The 19,753-nt window shown below is 65.6% G+C and carries 20 protein-coding genes; 8 read left to right on the forward strand and 12 right to left on the reverse strand.

Translation table 11 applies throughout. The annotated features are described in order from the left end of the window. Positions 1-3 precede the first annotated feature (3 nt). Complete coding sequence (locus tag JEY66_RS21850) at positions 4-1,197, reverse strand: GNAT family N-acetyltransferase (protein WP_016844956.1); 1,194 nt, start codon at positions 1,195-1,197, stop codon at positions 4-6. A 167-nt stretch (positions 1,198-1,364) separates the two neighbouring features. On the opposite strand from JEY66_RS21850, the gene JEY66_RS21855 reads away from it, so the two are divergent. Beyond that, entirely contained in the window at positions 1,365-2,393 is a 1,029-nt protein-coding gene (locus JEY66_RS21855; RefSeq protein ID WP_016844955.1) for a polysaccharide deacetylase family protein, read from the forward strand. On the opposite strand, the gene JEY66_RS21860 is transcribed toward JEY66_RS21855, so the two are convergent. Further along, positions 2,390-2,599: a DUF2842 domain-containing protein gene (locus JEY66_RS21860; RefSeq protein WP_016844954.1), complete on the reverse strand. Its 210-nt coding sequence runs from the start codon at positions 2,597-2,599 to the stop codon at positions 2,390-2,392. The two genes, JEY66_RS21855 and JEY66_RS21860, sit on opposite strands and share 4 nt — an antisense overlap. Before the next feature lie 190 nt (positions 2,600-2,789). On the opposite strand from JEY66_RS21860, the gene JEY66_RS21865 reads away from it, so the two are divergent. Then, positions 2,790-3,878, forward strand: coding sequence for a COX15/CtaA family protein (locus JEY66_RS21865; RefSeq protein ID WP_026192828.1), 1,089 nt, complete (start codon positions 2,790-2,792; stop codon positions 3,876-3,878). A gap of 145 nt (positions 3,879-4,023) precedes the next feature. Here the strand turns inward: JEY66_RS21865 and nadC are convergent, their stop codons facing one another. The 8 genes from nadC to JEY66_RS21905 all read right to left on the reverse strand — a co-directional run bounded on the left by nadC (position 4,024) and on the right by JEY66_RS21905 (position 11,843). Next, complete coding sequence (gene nadC / locus JEY66_RS21870) at positions 4,024-4,875, reverse strand: carboxylating nicotinate-nucleotide diphosphorylase (protein ID WP_016844952.1); 852 nt, start codon at positions 4,873-4,875, stop codon at positions 4,024-4,026. Next, positions 4,872-6,422 (reverse strand): L-aspartate oxidase, encoded by a 1,551-nt coding sequence (locus JEY66_RS21875; RefSeq protein ID WP_018271886.1) that lies wholly within the window; start codon positions 6,420-6,422, stop codon positions 4,872-4,874. Before JEY66_RS21875 ends, nadC begins: the two co-directional genes overlap by 4 nt. Beyond that, positions 6,419-7,405: a quinolinate synthase NadA gene (nadA, locus tag JEY66_RS21880; RefSeq protein WP_016844950.1), complete on the reverse strand. Its 987-nt coding sequence runs from the start codon at positions 7,403-7,405 to the stop codon at positions 6,419-6,421. Before nadA ends, JEY66_RS21875 begins: the two co-directional genes overlap by 4 nt. A gap of 54 nt (positions 7,406-7,459) precedes the next feature. Next, positions 7,460-8,416, reverse strand: a complete 957-nt coding sequence (locus JEY66_RS21885) for an NUDIX hydrolase (protein WP_018271885.1) — start codon at positions 8,414-8,416, stop codon at positions 7,460-7,462. 14 nt (positions 8,417-8,430) lie between these two features. Continuing rightward, positions 8,431-8,838: a hypothetical protein gene (locus JEY66_RS21890; RefSeq protein WP_018271884.1), complete on the reverse strand. Its 408-nt coding sequence runs from the start codon at positions 8,836-8,838 to the stop codon at positions 8,431-8,433. A gap of 157 nt (positions 8,839-8,995) precedes the next feature. Then, complete coding sequence (locus JEY66_RS21895; protein WP_016840526.1) at positions 8,996-10,276, reverse strand: O-acetylhomoserine aminocarboxypropyltransferase; 1,281 nt, start codon at positions 10,274-10,276, stop codon at positions 8,996-8,998. A gap of 147 nt (positions 10,277-10,423) precedes the next feature. After that, a complete protein-coding gene (locus tag JEY66_RS21900) occupies positions 10,424-11,008 on the reverse strand; it encodes a CoA-binding protein (protein ID WP_016840525.1) in 585 nt (194 codons plus the stop codon). A gap of 7 nt (positions 11,009-11,015) precedes the next feature. Beyond that, entirely contained in the window at positions 11,016-11,843 is an 828-nt protein-coding gene (locus JEY66_RS21905) for an enoyl-CoA hydratase (RefSeq protein ID WP_018271883.1), read from the reverse strand. A 70-nt stretch (positions 11,844-11,913) separates the two neighbouring features. Between JEY66_RS21905 and JEY66_RS21910 the strand changes: the two genes are divergently transcribed. The 5 genes from JEY66_RS21910 to JEY66_RS21930 all read left to right on the forward strand — a co-directional run bounded on the left by JEY66_RS21910 (position 11,914) and on the right by JEY66_RS21930 (position 15,184). Then, positions 11,914-12,342: a PaaI family thioesterase gene (locus JEY66_RS21910; RefSeq protein ID WP_016840523.1), complete on the forward strand. Its 429-nt coding sequence runs from the start codon at positions 11,914-11,916 to the stop codon at positions 12,340-12,342. Between the two features lie 153 nt (positions 12,343-12,495). Beyond that, positions 12,496-12,960, forward strand: a complete 465-nt coding sequence (gene rplM, locus JEY66_RS21915) for a 50S ribosomal protein L13 (RefSeq protein ID WP_016840522.1) — start codon at positions 12,496-12,498, stop codon at positions 12,958-12,960. Beyond that, the gene (gene rpsI, locus JEY66_RS21920; RefSeq protein WP_016840521.1) at positions 12,960-13,436 is read left to right on the forward strand and encodes a 30S ribosomal protein S9; all 477 of its coding nucleotides are present in this window, start codon (positions 12,960-12,962) and stop codon (positions 13,434-13,436) included. Before rplM ends, rpsI begins: the two co-directional genes overlap by 1 nt. 249 nt (positions 13,437-13,685) lie before the next feature. Further along, the gene (locus tag JEY66_RS21925; protein ID WP_018271882.1) at positions 13,686-14,903 is read left to right on the forward strand and encodes a GGDEF domain-containing protein; all 1,218 of its coding nucleotides are present in this window, start codon (positions 13,686-13,688) and stop codon (positions 14,901-14,903) included. Between the two features lie 44 nt (positions 14,904-14,947). Next, complete coding sequence (locus tag JEY66_RS21930) at positions 14,948-15,184, forward strand: hypothetical protein (RefSeq protein WP_018271881.1); 237 nt, start codon at positions 14,948-14,950, stop codon at positions 15,182-15,184. Between the two features lie 6 nt (positions 15,185-15,190). Here JEY66_RS21930 and JEY66_RS21935 read toward each other — a convergent pair whose 3' ends face one another. Further along, complete coding sequence (locus tag JEY66_RS21935; protein ID WP_026192827.1) at positions 15,191-16,324, reverse strand: AI-2E family transporter; 1,134 nt, start codon at positions 16,322-16,324, stop codon at positions 15,191-15,193. Between the two features lie 278 nt (positions 16,325-16,602). Here JEY66_RS21935 and JEY66_RS21940 point away from each other — a divergent pair, with 278 nt between their 5' ends. Further along, the gene (locus tag JEY66_RS21940) at positions 16,603-17,373 is read left to right on the forward strand and encodes a gamma-glutamyl-gamma-aminobutyrate hydrolase family protein (RefSeq protein WP_021079122.1); all 771 of its coding nucleotides are present in this window, start codon (positions 16,603-16,605) and stop codon (positions 17,371-17,373) included. 1,029 nt (positions 17,374-18,402) lie between these two features. Here JEY66_RS21940 and JEY66_RS21945 read toward each other — a convergent pair. Further along, complete coding sequence (locus JEY66_RS21945) at positions 18,403-19,191, reverse strand: coiled-coil domain-containing protein (RefSeq protein WP_018271879.1); 789 nt, start codon at positions 19,189-19,191, stop codon at positions 18,403-18,405. Positions 19,192-19,753: the final 562 nt, after the last annotated feature.

Consider the following 19,753-nt stretch of genomic DNA (forward strand, 5'->3'; position numbering starts at 1 on the left):
CGCTCAGCGGAACATGCTGCGCAGGTTCTGGGCAATCTCGAACAGCGCCGGATTTTGCTTCACCGCGCGCTTGGCGCGATTGATGGCCGACAGCGCGCTGGCCGCCGGCTTGCCGCGCAGGCTGAGCGGAACGAAGCTGTCGACGACGGCTTCATCGTCCTTGCAGAACAGCCGCTTGTACTCGTCCGAGCCGATGCCGAGATCGAGAGCGCGGTAGTTCAGGCCGGCATGGCGGTCGATGATATCGCGCATCAGGATCAGGCCGGGGCTGAACTTGGAATTGGCCGACATCGTGTAGGTGTTGAACATCATCGAGAAGCGATGGCCGTCGGATACGCCGGCGAAGATCGCGATCACTTCCTCGTCGCACTCCAGCGCGTGGATGTCGATCGCATAGCCCTCGCCATCGGCGCGCGGCGCGAGGCAGGCGGCACGAACAAATTGCTCGATACCCGGCTCGGCGAACACGTTCGGCAGCTTCTGCTCGGCCATGCGCTGCGGCTTGACGCGGAAGAACCAGTCGAGCAGGCGGCAGACATCGGCGCTCTCGCTCGCGACGTAATAGCGATAGCCGGGCAGCGCCTGCAGCTTGCGCTCCTTGCCCTTGAGGCGGCGGCGGAACGAGTTGCTGACCAGCGTCGCCGGTGCCGCGCCGGGCTCGATCGCCAGCACCGGGCAGTCGTTGACCGAAGGCTGATGCGCCAGCAGCGCCAGCGGATTCGGCAGGTCCTGCCAGCGCAGCGGCTGCTGGCAGAGCACGAGCGCATCGGCGCGGGAGCGTTCGGCGATCGATCCGATCAAAGCCGCGATGTCGGCTTCCGTCGCGTTGGCGGCGAAATCCTTCGCGCACAGCGCCATGTTGAAGGTCGCATGCTTGCCGCCCATGAAGCTCGCGCAGTTCGCGCCGAGGCGGGCCTCGATTGCGAGCGGCAGCAGCAGCAGCGGGCGGCGTTCGCTGTCATGAGCGACGACGATGAAGGGCCGCAGGCCCTCGCGCTCGCCGACCTGGCGCTGCCAAGCGGCAAGGAAATCGAACCGCTGATAGGGCGTGTAGCTGTGCTGCGGTGTCTCGAAGCCGCGCCAAGTCGCTTCGGCCGCGGTGAGATCATGAAAGATGTCGACGCCGGCAACGCGGATTGCGTTCGGCCACGCCCGCGTCTCAGCCGTCTGGCCTTCGATTGCCGCCGCCATGGTCATCTCGGAATCCGAAATTTTAGGGTATTAATTTACAGTTCTCGGCTGGGGCCGACCTTCGCAGGGAAATGTCAACAAAGAGTAAGAACAATGCCGCGGCGGTGCGCGGGAACCGCCTGACGAGGACGGGGATCTTGGCGCCGGACAGCGGGATTTTACGACGGGCCCGGATGGAGCTCGCGTATTTCAGTGGCGCCTTCAGGCTGCGGGAACGCGAGAGCGGCGGCGCCGGGGTGATCCTGCGCTTCGCCCGCGTTCGTCCCGCGCGACGCGGCCGGTTTCAGCCGCTGAAGTCCGAGGAGATCACGCCGGCATTCCTCGATCGCACGATCCGCGCGCTGAAGCGCTGGCGGTATGACATCGTCGGGATCGACGAGGCTTGCCGCCGCGCGGTGACCTTGCCGGAGCGTCGGCGCTTTGCCTGCCTGACCTTTGACGGCGCCAGCAAGGACATCGTCACCCATGCCTGGCCGGTGCTCGCCAGGCACGGCGTTCCCTTCGCGCTCTATCTCCCGACGGCCTTTCCCGATGGCGTCGGCGTGGCGTGGTGGCTGGTGCTGGAGGAGATCATCGCGCGCGAAAACCGCATCAGCATGATGATCGATGGCCGGGAGCGGCACTTCGCGATTGCAAATCTCTCGGACAAATACGAGCTGTTCGATTTCCTGTCCGGCTGGCTGCGCAAGCTGCCGCCGTCGGACCTGTCCTACGCGCTGAATGATCTCGCCAGGCGCTATTCGGCCGACGCGGCCCAATCGTCACGCAATGCGTCACTCGACTGGCAGGATCTGGCGAAGCTTGCGGCCGATCCGAACGTGACGTTCGGCAGTGCGACCGTGAACTATCAGGCGCTGTCGAGCCTCAGGGATGCCGACGCGCAGCGCGAGATGGCGATGGGCAAGGCGGTGGCCGAGAGCGCGCTGCGGCGGCAAGTCAGGCATTTCGCATTCCCCTTCGGGGACCGCGAAGCATTCGGCCGTCCGCATGTCGTGATGGCCGAGGAGGCCGGCTTTGCCAGCGCGGTGTCGACCATCTCCGGGGTCGTCGAGGCGCAGGGCCGCACCAACCTCCACGCGCTGCCGCGCATCGCATGGGACGGCCGCGTGCGCTCGCTGCGGATGATGCGGGTGCTGCTGTCGGGCGTGATGTTCGCGCCGGTGCGGCCGACGCGCAGCGCGCGCAACCAGAGCGTTATTTAGGCGCGGTCGGGCCGCGACATCCAGGCGACGATCGGCATCGCCGGCAGCACCCAGCCGAGGCCCGCGACGACGTAGAAGATCGCCTGCAGCAGCCCCGAATTGGCAAGCCACGGCGTCTGGGCGACCGTCATGCCGAGCAGCGACCACACCACCACCAGGATCAGCAGGAAGATGGTTCCGAGCAGTTTGCGGGTGCGTATGGCCATGGCGGATATGTGCAACTCGTGATCAGGGCGTTTTCGAGCGAAGCCGACACCGGTTCGCACAAAGAAAACGCGTCAAAACAACATTCTGGAGCTTCGTTCCGAATTGATCGGAAACGAGGCTCCGGGCGGCGCTTGCGCCGCGGGCGCCGCGGACTATAAGGGGCTCGAAAATCCAATCAAGTCAGGGCAAATGGCCGGTATTTCCGCAAAGACATCGCAGCTCCGCGCCGTCAGGGTATGGCTGGTCGCGGTCGCCGCCCTGATCGCGCTGATGGTCCTGGTCGGCGGCGCCACGCGGCTCACCGAGTCCGGCCTGTCGATCGTCGAATGGAAGCCGGTGACCGGCGCGCTGCCGCCGCTGACCGAGGCGCAGTGGACCCAAGCCTTCGAGGGCTACAAGCGGATCCCGCAATATCGCGAGCTCAACGCCGGGATGACGCTCGCGGACTTCAAGACGATCTTCTGGTGGGAATGGAGCCACCGGCTGCTTGGCCGCGTGATCGGCGCGGCCTATTTGCTGCCGTTCCTGTATTTCCTGTGGCGCGGCGCGGTGAGCGGCGAACTCGGCCGGCGGCTATGGGTGATTTTTGGCCTTGGCGCACTGCAGGGCGGCGTCGGCTGGTGGATGGTCGCGTCCGGCCTCTCGGAACGCATCGAGGTATCGCAGTATCGGCTGGCGACCCATCTGGTGCTGGCGCTCCTCATCTTCGCGGCGATCGTCTGGACGCTGCGGCGCCTGACGGACCGTCCTTCCGTGATCGCGCCGCTCAGGCTGAAGATCACGAGTGCGGTGCTGCTCGTGCTGACCTTCGTGCAGCTCTATTTCGGCGCGCTGGTCGCGGGGCTGCGCGCGGGCAGGGTTTATAATACCTGGCCCGACATCGACGGCGGCTTCATTCCGTCGGCTGACCGGCTTTGGTTCGAGACACCGTGGTGGCGCAATCTGTTCGACAACACGCTGACGGTGCAGTTCGAACATCGCATGACCGCCTATCTGCTGTTCGTGCTGGCGATCGCGCATGCGATCGATGCCATGCGCGCGCGCGCCGGCGGCGCTGTCGTCGCGGGGGCCTGGTGGCTGGTTGCGGCGATCACGCTGCAGGCGACGCTCGGCATCCTGACGCTGCTGCATCAGGTGCCGATCGATCTGGCGCTGACGCACCAGGCCGTTGCCATCGTCGTGCTGACGCTCGCGGTGCTGCAGGCCGAGCGCTTCGCCGCGCGCCGGACCGAACGGGACCAGCCGACCCTCGTGCCGGTCGGCCAGCCTGGTTTCTGACTGAACGAAAATGGTTCTCTTTCGTCATGGCCGGGTTTGTCCCGGCCATCTACGTCTTTCTTGCGTGGATGCCCGGCACAAGGCCGGGCATGACGGAGCTAGACGATGCAGCCCGATTTCATCGATCGCATTTCGAGCCAGCCTCTCAGGACAGATAGTCGAGCCCGATATCGAGCGCAGCCGAGCTGTGGGTCACCCAGCCGACCGAGATCAGGTCGACGCCGGTTGCGGCAATCGCTGCGGCCATAGCCGCGGTGACGCGGCCGGAGGCTTCGGTGAGCGCCTTGCCGCGCGCCATGTCCACCGCCTGGCTGAGCTGCTCGGCCGTCATGTTGTCGAGCAGCACCGCGTCGACGCCGAGCGTCAGCGCCTCCTCGAGCTGCGACAGCGTGTCGACCTCGACCTCGATCTTGACGAGATGGCCGGTATTGGCCTTGGCGCGCTCGATCGCGGTGCGGATGCCGCCGGCGAGCGCGATGTGGTTGTCCTTGATCAGCACGGCATCGTCGAGGCCGAAGCGGTGATTGCCGCCGCCGCCGGCGCGCACCGCATATTTCTCCAGCGCACGCAGTCCCGGCGTGGTCTTGCGGGTGCAGACGATCTGCGCGCGGGTGCCCGCCACGGCCTTGACCAGCGTGGCGGTGGCGGTGGCGACGCCGCTCAGATGGCAGAGGAAGTTGAGTGCGGTTCGTTCCGCGGTGAGCAGGCTGCGGGCCGGGCCGTCGATGATCGCGATGACCTGGTCGGGTTCGACCGCGCTGCCGTCGGGCCGTTCGGCGCGCAGCGTGATGGCCGGCGACACCGTCTGGAAGGCCGAGCGCGCGACGTCGAGCCCGGCGATCACGCCGGGCTGCCGTGCCCGCATCACCAGCCGCGCCTGCTGGCCGGCCGGCACGATGGCATCTGCAGTGATATCGCCGGCGCGGCCGAGATCCTCGCGCAGCGCCGTCTGCACGATCGGCTCATAGATCAGGGGCAAGAGGGGATTGAGGGTCATGACAGGGCACTCCAGGCAAATGGCGTGGATTCGACGATGTCGCGCGCGGCGGCGAGTGCATCCACGCGGGTGAGGGACGACGGAACGGCCGACGCAGCGGTGTGCGGGAAATCGCTGCGGAAGTGGCCGCCGCGGCTTTCCTCACGCCTGATTGCGGCAATCGCGACCATCAATCCGATCAATGCTGCATCGGACGCCACACTGTGACCGCATGCGAGTGGATAGAGGCTGCGGATCGCGCGGGCGATCCCGTCGCGGTCGCGCAGGACGCCGAGCCCCTGGGTGAGGATCGGTCGCACGGCGGAGGGATCGGAGGCCTGTGACATCGCGTCGTCGCGCAGCATGGCGCGCGGGCCTGCACTCACGCTTTCGATGCTCTCGGCGACCCAGCGCGCGCAGACGATCGCTTCCATCAGCGAGTTGCTGGCGAGCCGGTTGGCGCCGTGCAACCCGGTGCGTGCGGCCTCGCCGCAGGCCCACAGGCCCTGCACCGTGCTGCGGCCAAAACCATCAACCGCGATGCCGCCCATGTGGTAGTGAACCGCCGGCCGGATCGGGATCAGATCATGGGAGGGATCGATGCCGGCCATCTTGCAGAACGCGCTGATCACGGGATAGCGCTGGGCGAAATCCACGCCCGGGTGCTTGCGCGCGTCGAGGAAGGTGCGATGCCCTGCGGCGCGATGGCGCCACACGGCGCGCGCGACGATGTCGCGTGGCGCAAGCTCGGCGCCGGGCTGATCGGCCATGAAGCGCTGGCCGGTCTCGTCGATCAGCACCGCGCCGTCGCCGCGGATCGCCTCGGTCAACAGCGGCATCGGCCGCGACGGCCCGTCGAAGGCGGTCGGATGAAACTGGACGAACTCGATGTCCGACAGTTTCGCGCCGGCATGTGCGGCGAGCGCGAGCCCCTGGCCGAAACATCCGCCGGGATTGGTGCTGTCGGCGTACAGCCCGCCGATGCCGCCGGTCGCGATCACGACGCGGTTGGTCGCGATCGTCAGCGCGCCACTTGCGCTCGCTGCAAGCACGCCCCTGACCGCGTTGTCCTCGACGATCAGCCGGCGCGCCTCGACGCCTTCCAGCAGCGTGATCGACGGCGTCTGGCGGACTGCCGCGATCAGCGCGCGCATGATCTCCCGGCCGGTGCCGTCGCCGGTGGCGTGCACGATGCGGTTACGGCGGTGTGCGGCCTCGAGCCCGAGGCGCCAGCTGCCGTCGGCGTGCCGGTCGAAGGCGACGCCGAGCCTCGCCAGCTGTTCGACGGCGGCGGGCGCGGCGTGGACGATCCGGCTCGCGGCGGCCGCATCGCAAAGGCCGGCGCCGGCCGCGAGCGTATCGGCGAGATGCAGGGCAGGGCTGTCATCGGCGCCGACCGGCGCGGCAAGGCCGCCCTGCGCCCACATGCTGGAAGCTTCCGCGCCGAGCGGCGATTTCGACAGCAGCACGACCCGCTCGGGCGCGAGCTGAAGCGCGGTCATCAGCCCGGCGGCGCCGCCGCCGATGATCACCGGGCGGCCGTTGAGATCGGAGATATCGGTGCTCATATCGCCAGCATCCTTTCGACGCTCTTGCGCGCGCGATCGGCGATCGCAGGGTCGATGGTGACCTCGTGCTGGTTGGTCTCCAGCGCGTGGCGGATGTTCTTCAGCGTGATCCGCTTCATGTGCGGACAGAGATTGCAGGGGCGGACGAAGTCGACGTCGGGGTTTCGTGCCGCGATGTTGTCGCTCATCGAGCATTCCGTCAGCAGCACGACGCGCGGCGGACGTTTGCTCTCGACGAACGACTGCATCGCAGCCGTCGAGCCGGCAAAGTCCGCTTCAGCGACCACCTCGGGCGGGCATTCCGGATGCGCCAGGATGGTGACATCGGGATGATCCTCGCGCAGCTGACGCACGTCGTCGGCGGTGAACAGCTCGTGCACCTCGCAGTGGCCCTTCCAGGCGATGATCTTCTTGCTGGTTTGCTTGGCGATGTTCTGCGCAAGATATTCATCCGGCAGCATGATGACGCGCTCGGCGCCGAGCGATTCAACCACCTTCAGCGCATTGCCTGACGTGCAGCAGATGTCGGACTCGGCCTTCACCGCGGTCGAGGTGTTGACATAGGCGACGACCGGTGCGTCCGGGTAGCGCGCGCGCATCAGCCGCACGTCCTGCGCCGTGATGGAATCCGCCAGCGAGCAGCCGGCCTTGAGGTCGGGGATCAGCACGGTCTTGGCCGGATTGAGCAGCTTCGCCGTCTCGGCCATGAAATGCACGCCCGCGAGCACGATGACATCGGCGTCGACCTTGGTCGCTTCCCGCGCGAGCAACAGGCTGTCGCCGACGATATCGGCAACGCCGTGGAAGATTTCCGGCGTCTGGTAGTTGTGCGCCAGCACCACCGCATTGCGGCGGCGTTTGAGCGCGAGGATCGCATCGACGTCCTCGGCGAACGTGGCCCATTCGAACGGCGGGATGACGCGCTTGACGCGCTCATAGAGCGGCGCGGTGCGGGTGAGCAGTTCGGTATCGAGTGCAGCCATTTATACTCTCCGTGAGCATAAGATGGCTTATACTTATCCTGAGCATAAGGCGTGTCAAGTGCGCGAAAGCGGGAGCTTGGTGCCGGCGACGGCCCGCTCGGCCAGCACGGCATGGCGGAAACGGAACAGCTTGGCCGGCCGGCCGACGGTATCGGCGGCCATTGCGCCAGTCTCTTCAACGAGTTCCTGCTGCTCGATCAGCCGGCGGAAGTTCTGCTTGTGGACCAGCCGGCCTGCGAGCGCCTCAACACTGCGTTGCAGTTGCAGCAGGGTGAACTCGGCCGGCATCAGCTCGAATACCACCGGACGGTATTTGATCTTCGCGCGCAGCCGCGCGATCCCGGTCGCGAGAATGCGGCGATGATCCGCCGTCATCGGCTTGCCCGGCACGATCGGCGCCTCGCGGCCGTGCGCGCGCCCGGCTTCCGGGATCAGCGCGGCCTCGTAGAGCAGCTCATAGCGCTGCAGCACCAGCTCCTCGTTCCAGTCGCGATCATCGAGGCCGAAGGTGATAGCGCAGCGCTGCCAGCGCTCGCGCTGCAGCGTTGGCGACTGTGCTGCCTTCGCCCATGCCTTCAGCTTCGGCGCGATGATCCTTGCCAGGCAACTCGGTGCGCCGGCGCGATGATCCTCCCAGGGGAAGTAGTCGTACCAGCCGGACCAATGCGCCTCGAAGCCTTCGCCGACACGATCCTCGCGGGTCAGGCCGAGATAGCTGATCGAGACGCTGTGCAGCCCCTTGGTGTCGCCGGAGCGGCCGCGGTCGGCAAAGGTGTAGAGCTGTTCGACATAGCCGAGCGGGTGGCCGGTCTGCGCTTCGACCCAGGCCCGCAGCGCGGTCTGCAGCGAGCGATGGGTGAACTCGAACGGGCCGCTCGGCAGCGCGGAGCCGCCGGCGATGGTCATGATCTTCGGCGTGCCCTCGGTGACGGCGACCAGCACCGCGACGAGATCGGCGGTCACCGCGTTGCCCGAGGCCGGTGCGCTGGATTTCTGCGGCGATCTGGCCACCCGATCGTTCCGCGCTAGCAGTAGCCGTAGACGCCGCAGGCGTAGGGCAGGCGGTCCCAATAGGTCACATAGGCACCGCCGTAGTACGGGCCGAAATAGTTGTAGGAGTGCCAGTTGCCGTAATAGCCGGGCAGCGACGACGACCCCGGCAGCAGCGGTTCGCCGGGTACGAACGGGATGTACGGCTCGGAATTGAGCGGGATCACCACGGGCTGCTCGACGACCACGAGCTGGCGTCCGCGCCGCACATAGGTCGGCGACGTGATGGTGGTGCGGTAGGCGTAATGCCGGTGCGGCAGGCCCGCCGGCAGCTGGCGCGCGGCCTTGACGGTCGCGCTCTTGGCGACGGCCGGGCCGTCGGCGGCGTCAGCAGGCGGGATCGCAAACAGCGCGATCGCGAGCGGCAATGTCCAGCGCAGCATCAATGGTCTCCCGAATCATCCGGAGCCTATCACTGCCAGTTTAAGCCGGATTGAACGTTAACGAGAGGCCCGTCGGTATTAAGCGTTAACGGGAGGCCCGTCGCCTTGGCCAAGTTGCCGGAGCGCTGCGGCGCACGGCTCCGGAACAATTGCGGGATCAGGCGCGCAGGGCCTGGTCGAGGTCGGCGATCAGGTCTTCCTTGTCCTCGATGCCGATCGAAAGCCGCACCACCTCGGGCGCCGCGCCCGACCTCACCTTGGCGGCGTCGTCGAGCTGGCTGTGGGTGGTGGAGGCCGGATGGATCACCAGCGAGCGGGTGTCGCCGACATTGGCGAGATGCGAGAACAGCCTCAGGTTCGACACCAGATTGACGCCGGCGTCATAGCCGCCCTTCAGGCTGAAGGTGAACACCGCCCCGGCGCCCTTCGGCGCATATTTGCGCTGCAGGGCGTTGTACCTGTCGCCGGGCAGGCCGGCATAGTTCACCGCCGACACGGCGGGGTGGGTGGAGAGGAATTCCGCCACCGCCTTGGCATTGTCGCAGTGCTTCTGCATGCGCAGCGGCAGCGTCTCGATGCCGGTCAGGATCATGAAGGCGTTGAACGGCGACAGCGCCGGGCCGAGGTCGCGCAGGCCGAGCACGCGGCAGGCGATCGCGAAGGCGAAGTTGCCGAAGGTCTCCTGGATCCGGATGCCATGATATTCCGGGCGCGGCTCGCTCAGCATCGGATATTTGTTGTCCTTCGACCAGTCGAAGGTGCCGGCGTCGACGATGATGCCGCCGAGCGAGTTGCCGTGACCGCCGAGGAACTTGGTCAGGGAGTGCACGACGATGTCGGCGCCGTGATCGATTGGCTTGATCAGATAGGGCGAGGCCAGCGTGTTGTCGACGATCAGCGGCACGCCGGCCTTGCGCGCAACGGCCGCGATCGCCTCGATGTCGGTGATGCTGCCGGCCGGGTTGGCGATCGACTCGATGAAGATCGCCTTGGTGTGCGGCGTCACCGCGCGCTCGAAGCTCTCGATCTCATCGGGGTCGGCCCAGGCCACATTCCAGCCGAACGCCTTGAAGGCGTGCGTGAACTGGTTGATCGATCCGCCATAGAGCTTGCGCGCGGCGATCACCTCGTCGCCGGGCTTCATCAGCTGCTGCAGCACGACGAGCTGCGCTGCGTGACCGGAAGCGACGGCGAGCGCCGCGGTGCCGCCTTCGAGGGCTGCGACACGTTCCTCGAGCACGGCATTGGTCGGGTTGCCGATGCGGGTATAAATGTTGCCGAATGCCTGCAGGCCGAACAGCGAGGCCGCGTGGTCGGCGTCGTTGAAGACGAATGACGTGGTCTGGTAGATCGGCGTCGCCCGCGCGCCGGTGGTGGGATCAGGCTGCGCGCCGGCGTGCACGGCAAGGGTGGAAAATCCCGGAAGGCGATCGGTCATTCTTTGTATCCTGTTGTGGCCTGGTCGAAACGCGCGGCATGCTGATGGCGGCGGCGCCCGCCGTCAAGCGAGTTGGGCACACCGCCGGTTTTTGGAGGGGCATCCCGCGCTATACCGGACGATCGCAGCGATTATTCCGCCGCGATGTCAGGTCGTCTCGGTCTTGTTCTTTGCCGCGCGGTCGGATGCCGCGGTCTGTCCGCCGCCGAAGCTCGTGCGGTTGAGCGACAGCCGCATGCCCTGCGTCGGGATCGGCGCGCGCTTGGAGCTCAGCGTGCGCGAGTTGACGCCCATCCACGAGATCTCGGACGACAGCCGGCCATACTCGATCTTCGGGCAGCGGTTCATCACCACCTTGAGGCCCGCGGCTTCCGCCTTCTCGGCCGCGGCGTCGTCGCGCGCGCCAAGCTGCATCCAGATCACCTTCGGCAGCGGCGACAATGTCAGCGCCTCGTCGACCACCGGCATGATGTGGCTTGAATTGCGGAAGATGTCGATCATGTCGATCGGCCGATCGATGTCCGCAAGCGAGGCGACGAACGGCTTGCCCATCAGGGTCTTGCCGACATGGCCGGGGTTGACCGGGATCATGTCGTAGCCGCGCTGCGCCAGATATTTGAATGCGAAATAGCTCGGCCGCACATTGACCGGCGATGCGCCGACCATCGCAATCGTCTTGACGTTGTTCAGGATGCTGCGGATGTAATTGTCGTCGTAGGCGTCGTGATTCATTTCGATCTTACTTGTCTTGCCACTTCGGATCGCGCTTCTCGATGAAGGCGCCGATGCCTTCCTCGGCGTCGCGCGCCATCATGTTTTCGGTCATCACCTCGGCGGCGAAGCGGTAGGCGTCGGCGAGGTTCATCTCGGCCTGACGATAGAACGCTTCCTTGCCGAGCTTGACGGTGTAGGCCGATTTCAGCGCGACCTTCTCGGCCAGCGCGATCGCGGCGTCGCGTTCGGTGCCCGCGGAGACCACGCGGTTGACGAGGCCGATGCTCTGCGCCGTTGCCGCCGAGACCGGCTCTCCGGTCAGCAGCATCTCCATCGCCTGCTTGCGCGGCACGTTGCGCGACAGCGCCACCATCGGCGTCGAGCAGAACAGGCCGATGTCGACGCCCGGCGTCGCGAACGCCGCCGCTTCGGAGGCGACCGCGAGGTCGCAGCTTGCGACGAGCTGGCAGCCGGCCGCGGTGGCAATGCCCTGGACGGCGGCGACCACCGGCTTCGGCAGGCGCACGATGGCCTGCATCATCGCGCTGCAGGCGTTCATGATTTGCGCGAAATAGGCGCGGCCGCGGTCGGCGTCGCTGCGGCGCGCGGTGAGCTCCTTGAGGTCGTGGCCGGCACAGAACGCCGGGCCGTTGGCGGCGAGCACGACGGCGCGGATGCGCTTGTCGCCGCCGATCTCGTCCAGCGCGACGTGCAGCTCGGCGATCAAGCCCTCGGAGAGGCTGTTGCGCGCTCCCGGCCGATTGAGCGTCAGTAGCGCGATACTGCCGATGGTCTCACGCAGCAGGATCGGCTGGTGTTGCGGCGCTTCGGCGCGGGCGGCTTGGACGGACATGATGAAATTCCACTTTGGTCTCTGTGACAACTTAATGTAACAGGCAGGCTGAAGCGAGGGCAGGGACGGCATGGCGACTGCGAAAATGAGCGTGGCTGACGTGGAGGAGTTCCTGCGGAGGGAATTCCCGCAGGCGTTCGTCCACGACGATGTCCGGATCGAAAGCGCCGACGGCGAGACGGCCCTGCTGCGCCAGCGCTTCAGCGAGCGCATGCTGCGGCCGGGCGGTACGGTGTCCGGGCCGACCCTGATGGGGCTGGCGGATTTCGCGATGTACGTGGTGCTGCTGTCGGCGATCGGGCCGGTCGGCCTTGCCGTGACCACCAACCTCAACATCAACTTTCTGCGCAAGGGCCAGCCGGGGCAGGACGTGCTCGCGGTGGCCAAGCTGCTCAAGCTCGGCAAGCGGCTCGCGGTGGGCGAGGTCAACCTGCTCTCCGGCTCGTCTCCCGATCCCATTGCCCATGTCACGGCGACCTATTCCATTCCAAATCAATAGGCTTTTCTACGGTATTATTGCACCATATTTGCAAACTATTGTTTTCTCTGATGTAATTCGAGTGCGTGGGCGTTGACGCGCGCCCGGCGCTTCTCTAGAAAGCTGCCCAGTTCGGCGCATACGGCGCCGATTTCCTTTTCACGGATTTCACACATGAGCACGTTCTCGGCCAAGCCCGCCGAAGTGACGAAGAAGTGGGTCGTGATCGACGCCAAGGGTCTGGTCGTCGGTCGTCTTGCCACGCTCGTCGCGATGCGCCTGCGCGGCAAACACTTGCCCACCTACACCCCGCATGTCGATTGCGGCGACAACGTCATCATCGTCAACGCCGCGCATGTGGTGCTGACCGGTCGCAAGCGCGACCAGAAGACCTACTACAAGCACACCGGCTTCATCGGTGGCATCAAGGAGCGCACCGCGAAGCAGATCCTCGAGGGTCGCTTCCCCGAGCGCGTCGTCGAGAAGGCGATCGAGCGCATGATCCCGCGCGGTCCGCTCGGCCGCATGCAGATGGGCAATCTGCGCGTCTATCCGGGTGCCGATCATCCGCATGAAGCGCAGAGCCCCGAGAAGGTCGATATCGCTTCCCTGAATCGCAAGAACACGAGGGCCGCATAATGTCCGATACGTTGCAGTCCCTCGACCAGCTCTCGCAGGTCAAGCCGGCCGCGCCCGACGCGCCGAAATACATCAAGAAGGTCGACAAGTACAACCGCGCTTACGCCACCGGCAAGCGCAAGGACGCGGTCGCCCGCGTCTGGGTCAAGCCGGGCTCCGGCAAGATCTCGGTCAACACCCGCGAGTTCGAAGTCTACTTCGCCCGCCCGGTGCTGCGCATGATGATCCAGCAGCCGCTGGTCGCTGCCGCCCGTAACGGCCAGTACGACGTGATCTGCACCGTCGCCGGCGGCGGTCTTTCCGGCCAGGCCGGTGCTGTCCGCCACGGCATCTCGAAGGCGCTGACCAACTTCGAGCCCGAGCTGCGCGGCGTCCTCAAAAAGGGCGGCTTCCTGACCCGCGACAGCCGCTCGGTCGAGCGCAAGAAGTACGGCAAGGCGAAGGCCCGCAAGTCCTTCCAGTTCTCGAAGCGCTAATTCGAGTTGTAAAATTCGCGGCAGTTGCCGCAGGCATCGAGTTGCAGAGGGCGCCGCAAGGCGCCCTTTTTGCTGCACCCGACCGGTCGTGCTTCGGCGCGAATTAGCGCAGTTTTTCATGAAAACTTGCGTGTGCGTGCAAACGAAATTGGAACTCGCACCTTCTAGCTTGCGGGCTCGCAGTGGCGCTGCATCACCGTATTTATTTGCGCCTGCGAACGTTGCATCACACCGGGCTGGGGTGAGTTCATGTCGTTCGATCCATCGACACTTTATTTGTTCGCCACCATGGTCGCGGGCATGCTCGGCGCCATGCTGTGGTTGTTCGGCAGGCAGGAGAACATTTCCGCACTGAAATGGTGGGGCACCGCCTATCTGCTCGGCGCGGCCTCGGTCGCGGTCTGGACGGTCGGCAGTTCGACGCTCGATCCGATGGTTCTGCTGGGCCTCAATGCGATCGGCTTCGCCGCCTGCGGCCTGGTCTGGAATGCCGCGCGCATTTTCCACGGCCGCAAGGCCAGCCTGCTGGGCCTCGTGCTCGGCCCGATCGCATGGATCGGCGCGATGACGACGGTTGAGGATCCCGCGATGCGCCTGACGATCGGCGCCGGGATCGTCGCGATCTACGCCGCGCTGACCGCCTCCGAACTGTGGAGCGAGCGCCGCCGTGCGATGCAGCGGCGCTGGCTTGCGATCGTGATCCCGGTCGCGCACGGTTGCGTCCTGATGCTGCCGATCCTGGTCGGCGACCTCCTGCGATTGAACGGCCAGAATTTCGTTTCCAGCTTTTGGGTTACGCTGTTCTCGATCGAGCTCGTGCTGTACGCGATCGGCACGGTGTTCGTGATCTTCATGATGGTGTCGGACCGCGCGGTGGCCGTGCACAAGACGGCTGCGTCGATCGATCCCCTGAGCGGCATGCTCAACCGCCGCGGCTTCACCGAGGCCTGCGCCCGGGTGATCGAGCGCGAGTCCGTTGCCGGCCGGCCGGTCACCGTGATGATCTTCGACATCGATCACTTCAAGTCGATCAACGACCGCTTCGGCCATCCCGCGGGCGACGAGATCCTGAAACTGTTCTCCGCCGTGGTAGTCAACAGCCTCAGGATCAGCGATCTGTCGGGCCGGATCGGCGGCGAGGAATTCGCGGCGCTGCTGCCGTGCTCGCTGGAGGAAGGTGTGCTGGTCGCCGAGCGCGTGCGCGAAGCCTTCGAGAACAGCAACATCACCTGCGAGGAAGGCGCGGTCGACACCACGGTCAGTATCGGCGTCGCCGGCGGCCCCGCCGGCACCGAACTCGAGGTGCTGCTGGCCTCGGCCGACACCGCGCTCTACCAAGCCAAGCGCGGCGGCCGCAACCGCGTCGAGGCGGCGGAGGAATTGCCGCTCTCGCTGGAGAACTGGCGGCGCAAGACCGCGGGCCTGCCGGCTTCGGCGCGGCAAAAGCCGGCAAGCGTCCGGGCATGAGTGTGGTAACGAGTGGTTAACCATTCGATCCCATGCTTTCGGGCATGGAGTCGATCCGCCCCCGCAATCCGCAGTCAGCCCTGATGTCGCTCGAAGCGGATGCGGTTTCGGCGCGCAGCGGTTTCGCCTGCCTGTTCTCGGACTCCAATGAGTACGAGACCGCGCTGATCGCCGAACGGCGCGCCCAGGGGCGATACCAGCCGCCGAAGAGCCGCTGGCCGATGGTGATGCTGGCCGGCGTGATGCTGATGGTCGCGGGAACCGTGCTGCTGCTCTCCTGACGTGGGTCACGCGGCCCGCGCCGGCTCCTCCGTCTTGAAGTGATCGATCATCACCTTGGCGATCGCCATCAGCGGCAGCGCCAGCGCCAGCCCCCAGATGCCGAACACGACGCCGAGCAGGATCTGGAACGCGAACAGCGTCGCCGGCGGGATGTCGAGCGCCTGGCGCTGGATGATCGGCGTCAGCACGTAGCTTTCCAGCGCGTGGACGCCGAGGAACAGGATGAAGGCCGACAGCGCCGCGATCCATCCTGTCGCAAGGCTCGCCAGCACCACGATCAGCCCGCCGAGGATCGCGCCGACCGTCGGGATGAAGGCGAGCAGGCCGGCCTGGATGCCGAGGATGAACGAACTCGGAATGCCGATGATGGCAAGCCCGATCCAGGTGACAAGGAACACCGCCGTCATCGTGATGATCTGCGCGATCAGCCAGCGCTCCAGCGTCTCGCCGATGCGGTCGACGATGATTGTCGCCTGCGCGCGGTACTTCGCCGGCGCGATGAACAACAGTCCGGCGCGGTAGATGCTTGGCTGGGCCGCGAAGGCGAGCCCGAGAAACAGCACGATGAAGAAGTTGCCGACGACGCTGACGGTGCCGAGCAGCACCTTCAGCGTCTGGCTGATGATGGCGCCGCCGCTGGAGGCCAGCGCGCCGGCGCCGGGGATGCCATGGGACTGGGACGATGGGGGCGTCGTCGTTGTCGTCACGGCGGTGCCTTCGCCCTTCGCCTCGCCGGCGGCATTGGTGAAATCGAGATAGCTGGTGTCGACCCCGTGCTGTTCGAGGAAGTCCTTGACGCTGCCGAGCTGCGATTTAATCGTGTTGCTCAGCACCGTGGCCTGCTGCGCGATCGTGGTGCCGCCGAGGAACACGATGCCGGACAGCAGCCCGGCCATCGCCAGGCAGACGATCGCAAGCCGCAACGCGTGGGGCAGCTTGGTCAGCCGGCCGAGCAGGGTGGTCATGGCATTGAGGGCGACCCCGAGCAGCATGCCCGCGAACAGCAGGAACAGGGTGGCGGCGAAATGCCAGGCGAAGGTCAGCAGGGCCGCGAACAGCACCACGCCGATCCCGCCGACGGCGATCGCCCATGCCAAGTCGTTGCGGGCCTGCAGGCGATGGTCAGCCGAGTCTGTCACGGGTGATTCCCCCTTCGCGACGGTCCGAAGCAGTCTTTGGCGAAAACCCCGCCGGGATCAAGCTGGCGGGACCGTGCCGGTTTGCCGCTGACGCGCTGCGGCGCCGGGCGCGATTGGTGGTGCCGTCCGGCCGGCTTTGGGTCCCGAGGGGTGCGAATCTGTGCAGGACTGCAAGCCCCCCTGTGCAGATATAGACAGTTGATCCGGCGGGAACTCGAAGGCATGATCGTCTCCGCAACGTCGCAAACTTAGAAGAATCATTGCGCGAGACTTCAATAATGAGACGGCCCGTGGTCGGCGTGATCGGAAACGCCCATCGCATCGAAAATCGTTTCACAGTCCAGATGGTCGGGGAGCGCAACCTTCGCGCGGTTGCCGAGGTGTCGGGCGCGGTGCCGCTGATGTTCGCGGGCAGCCCCGAAATCACCGAGGTCGGCGCCTTGCTCGACGTGGTCGACGGGGTCGTGCTGACCGGGGCCCGCGCCAATGTTCATCCGACCCGTTTCAACACCGAACCGTGTGCCGCCCACGAGCCCTACGACATCCACCGCGACGACGTCGCGCTGGCGCTGTCGGAGGCCTGTGTCGCACGCGGCGTTCCGATCTTCGGTATCTGCCGCGGCCTGCAGGAGATGAACGTCGCCTTCGGCGGCTCGCTGCATCCGGAGATCCGCGAGATTCCGGGCCGCATGAACCACCGGATGCCGCGGCTCGAGAACGGCGAAATCCATCCTGACCCGACCGTTGTGTTCGCCGACCGTCATGACGTCGCACTGACGCCGGGCGGCGCGTTTGCAAAAATCCTCGGCCGGGAGACCATTCGGGTCAATTCGCTGCACGGCCAGGGCATCCTCGAGCCCGGCAAGCGCGTCGTGATCGAGGGCATTGCCGAGGACGGCACCATCGAGGCGATCCGCATCGCGGATGCGCCGGGCTTTGCGCTGGGTGTGCAGTGGCACGCCGAATACGATCCGCAGCGCAATCCGATCAACCGTGCCCTGTTCGAAGCCTTCGGCGACGCGCTGCGCGAGCGGCGGCGGGCGGCGTAGGACGGTTTCACCGCCATCGTCCCTGCGCGTTTAGCATGACGTCGGTCTCCGGAAAACGAGCTGTCGTCCCGGCGAAGGCCGGACCCATACTCCGCAGCGGGTGTTGTGGAGGGGACTCGTCATTGCAGCACTGCTCAACAATGACCATCGATGGTAATGGGTCCCGCCCTTCGCCGGGACGACATTGAGTGTGTCGCGCAGTCTGTGAGTCACACATCCGCGTTCTCGCGACATGTTTTGTCCGAGCTTTGCTCTTCGTTGGGCCCTCTCTTGAGCAGAGGGCGCAGGGAAAGCCGGGTGCCGATCGCACCCATGGGCCCCGAGCAATGGGTAGAAAGCTCGGGGGTAGGACCACAGGTGTAACCGGATACAACCCGGCTTTCCCTGCGCGATGGGTTACGGCTTATACGTGCTCTCCCCGGCGAGACTGGGCTTTGTTGTCACCGTCTCCACAACGCGCATCGCGCAATGTGAAAAGACACCTGCCGTTAGGGCGTCAGGCCTGCACGATTTCGCCGTCCGCCTTGCGCGATCTCGTCAGTCACACGCTCGGCGTCCACCGCATCTCGACCCACGTTCGTGACGACCGCGAAGCGCCCCTCGATCGGGTGAGACGGGGAATTGATACACTGAGCTGCGCTTCGGATAAAGCGAAATATTTTCGCGCGCGAGGATTGACAGGTTTTTGCTGAGTTGCCCGTCGGGTCGGCTTGGCGCACCTTGGTTTGGCAAGCCATGAGCCGCGCGGCAGGCGAGTGGATCGTCCCCAACGCAAAGTGTGTTGTCCCTGCAACGTCCCAAGAGTTCCGTTGAGCGTCGCACCTGTTAGGACTTCACTGTGTGGCGAATTCCCCGTTTAATAATGGCGGACCTGAGGCAAAGATTTTACCACCAAGACGTTCATTTAAGATCAGGTTCAAGAGGCCGCTGACCAGCGCCAGCGGCCTCTTCGTGTTGCTTCATTGATCGCAAATGCAGGTATGAGCGTTGCCGCGTCGATGGCGCGCAGGAAGCAGGCACGTCACGGCATTAGCGCACTGACCATGGCCATGCCGGCGGTTGCGGTTTGGCGGTGGCGTGCGGCCGCGCCGGGGGTGGCGCCGGTTTGCGCGTTTGGGCAACATTGGCCGACGGCCGCGCGCGCGGCAGGGGTATTTCCGGGGTTACCGTTGGCTGTTCGGGGCTCACCTTTGGCTCCGCGGCGTTGGCGGTGACACCGGCCAGCTGTTCCTGGCTTGCGTTGAGCCGCTCGGTGACCGTCTCGCTTTCGCGCGCCATCTGATCCTGGGTCGCCTTGATCTGGTCGATGATATCCTTGCTGCGCGCCATTTCGGCTTGGCTCGCCTCGAGTTGGCTTGCGAGGTTCTTATGGTCGCGGACCAATTGTTCCTGCCTCACCTCAAGCTGTTCGACCGCTTGCCTCAAGGCAGCGAGATCACGCGCCATCGGTTGAAGCTGCTGCGCCAGGTCGGAAGAAAGTGCGGCGGCAGTCGGCGCAACGTCTTTCGGCGCGGCGTCTTTCGGTGGGGTTTGCGCAGGAGGTGAGGAGTGCCCAGAGGAGGCCACCATCGCCGTATCTGTGGGTGACGACCACCACCAAGCAGCGCCACCAATGCATGCTGCCAGCACAGAACCGACAAGAGCCAGGTGGCGCCAATCCGCCAATCGATGAACCGTCGCTAGCGGCGCGCGAAACGCCTTCATGGTGGTCGGCGGGTCGGAAGGAGTGACTCCCGCTTCGCGCGCGAGGTTCGAAAGCTGCTCTTCCAAGCTCGCGAGCCGCCCTTCCGCGCTCCTGTCATCCAGCATGGAATCCATTTTGTGCTCCGTATCAAATGCAAGGTCACCCGCCTTGAGAGCAGATCCGCTCTTCGGCGTGCTAACATTCAACGGGACCCGGATGGGTATTTGCAGCTTAAGCTTCCCAGGGATGAGGATGCGGCCTGTACGTCACATCGTCTTTCTTTTATCAGCTCACCCTTCCTGAACTGTCCCGACGATTTTGACCGAGATATTGTTCGTCCGCAATCGGGAACACCGCTTGCCATGGAGCGCTCGAGCTCGTGGATCGGGGCCCTGTTTGGCCGCCTCACGGTATCGAGCTCGAACATCTGATGCGTCCCGGAGCCGAGGTACTTCGAGGTGTCGTTAGTCGGCGTTGAGAGTGTCGCCAAGCGCCGGGGAGGGCTGGGCCGGACCCCGAACGCGGGGATGCGGAGCGCTGCATGTTCGGCAGGCGACCATGTCGGCATCCTGCATGGCGCGTTCGGCCGGTGCCTGACCGTGGCGCCAGACATGTACTCCGGGGCCTTCACGCGGATTCTCAGTATGTTGAGTTGCGCTGCTGGCGAGATGTCCCGCTGGTTGACAGGCCGCAGCT

Origin of the sequence: Bradyrhizobium elkanii USDA 76 (genome assembly GCF_023278185.1) — a bacterium.
Taxonomy (GTDB): Bacteria; Pseudomonadota; Alphaproteobacteria; order Rhizobiales; family Xanthobacteraceae; genus Bradyrhizobium; species Bradyrhizobium elkanii.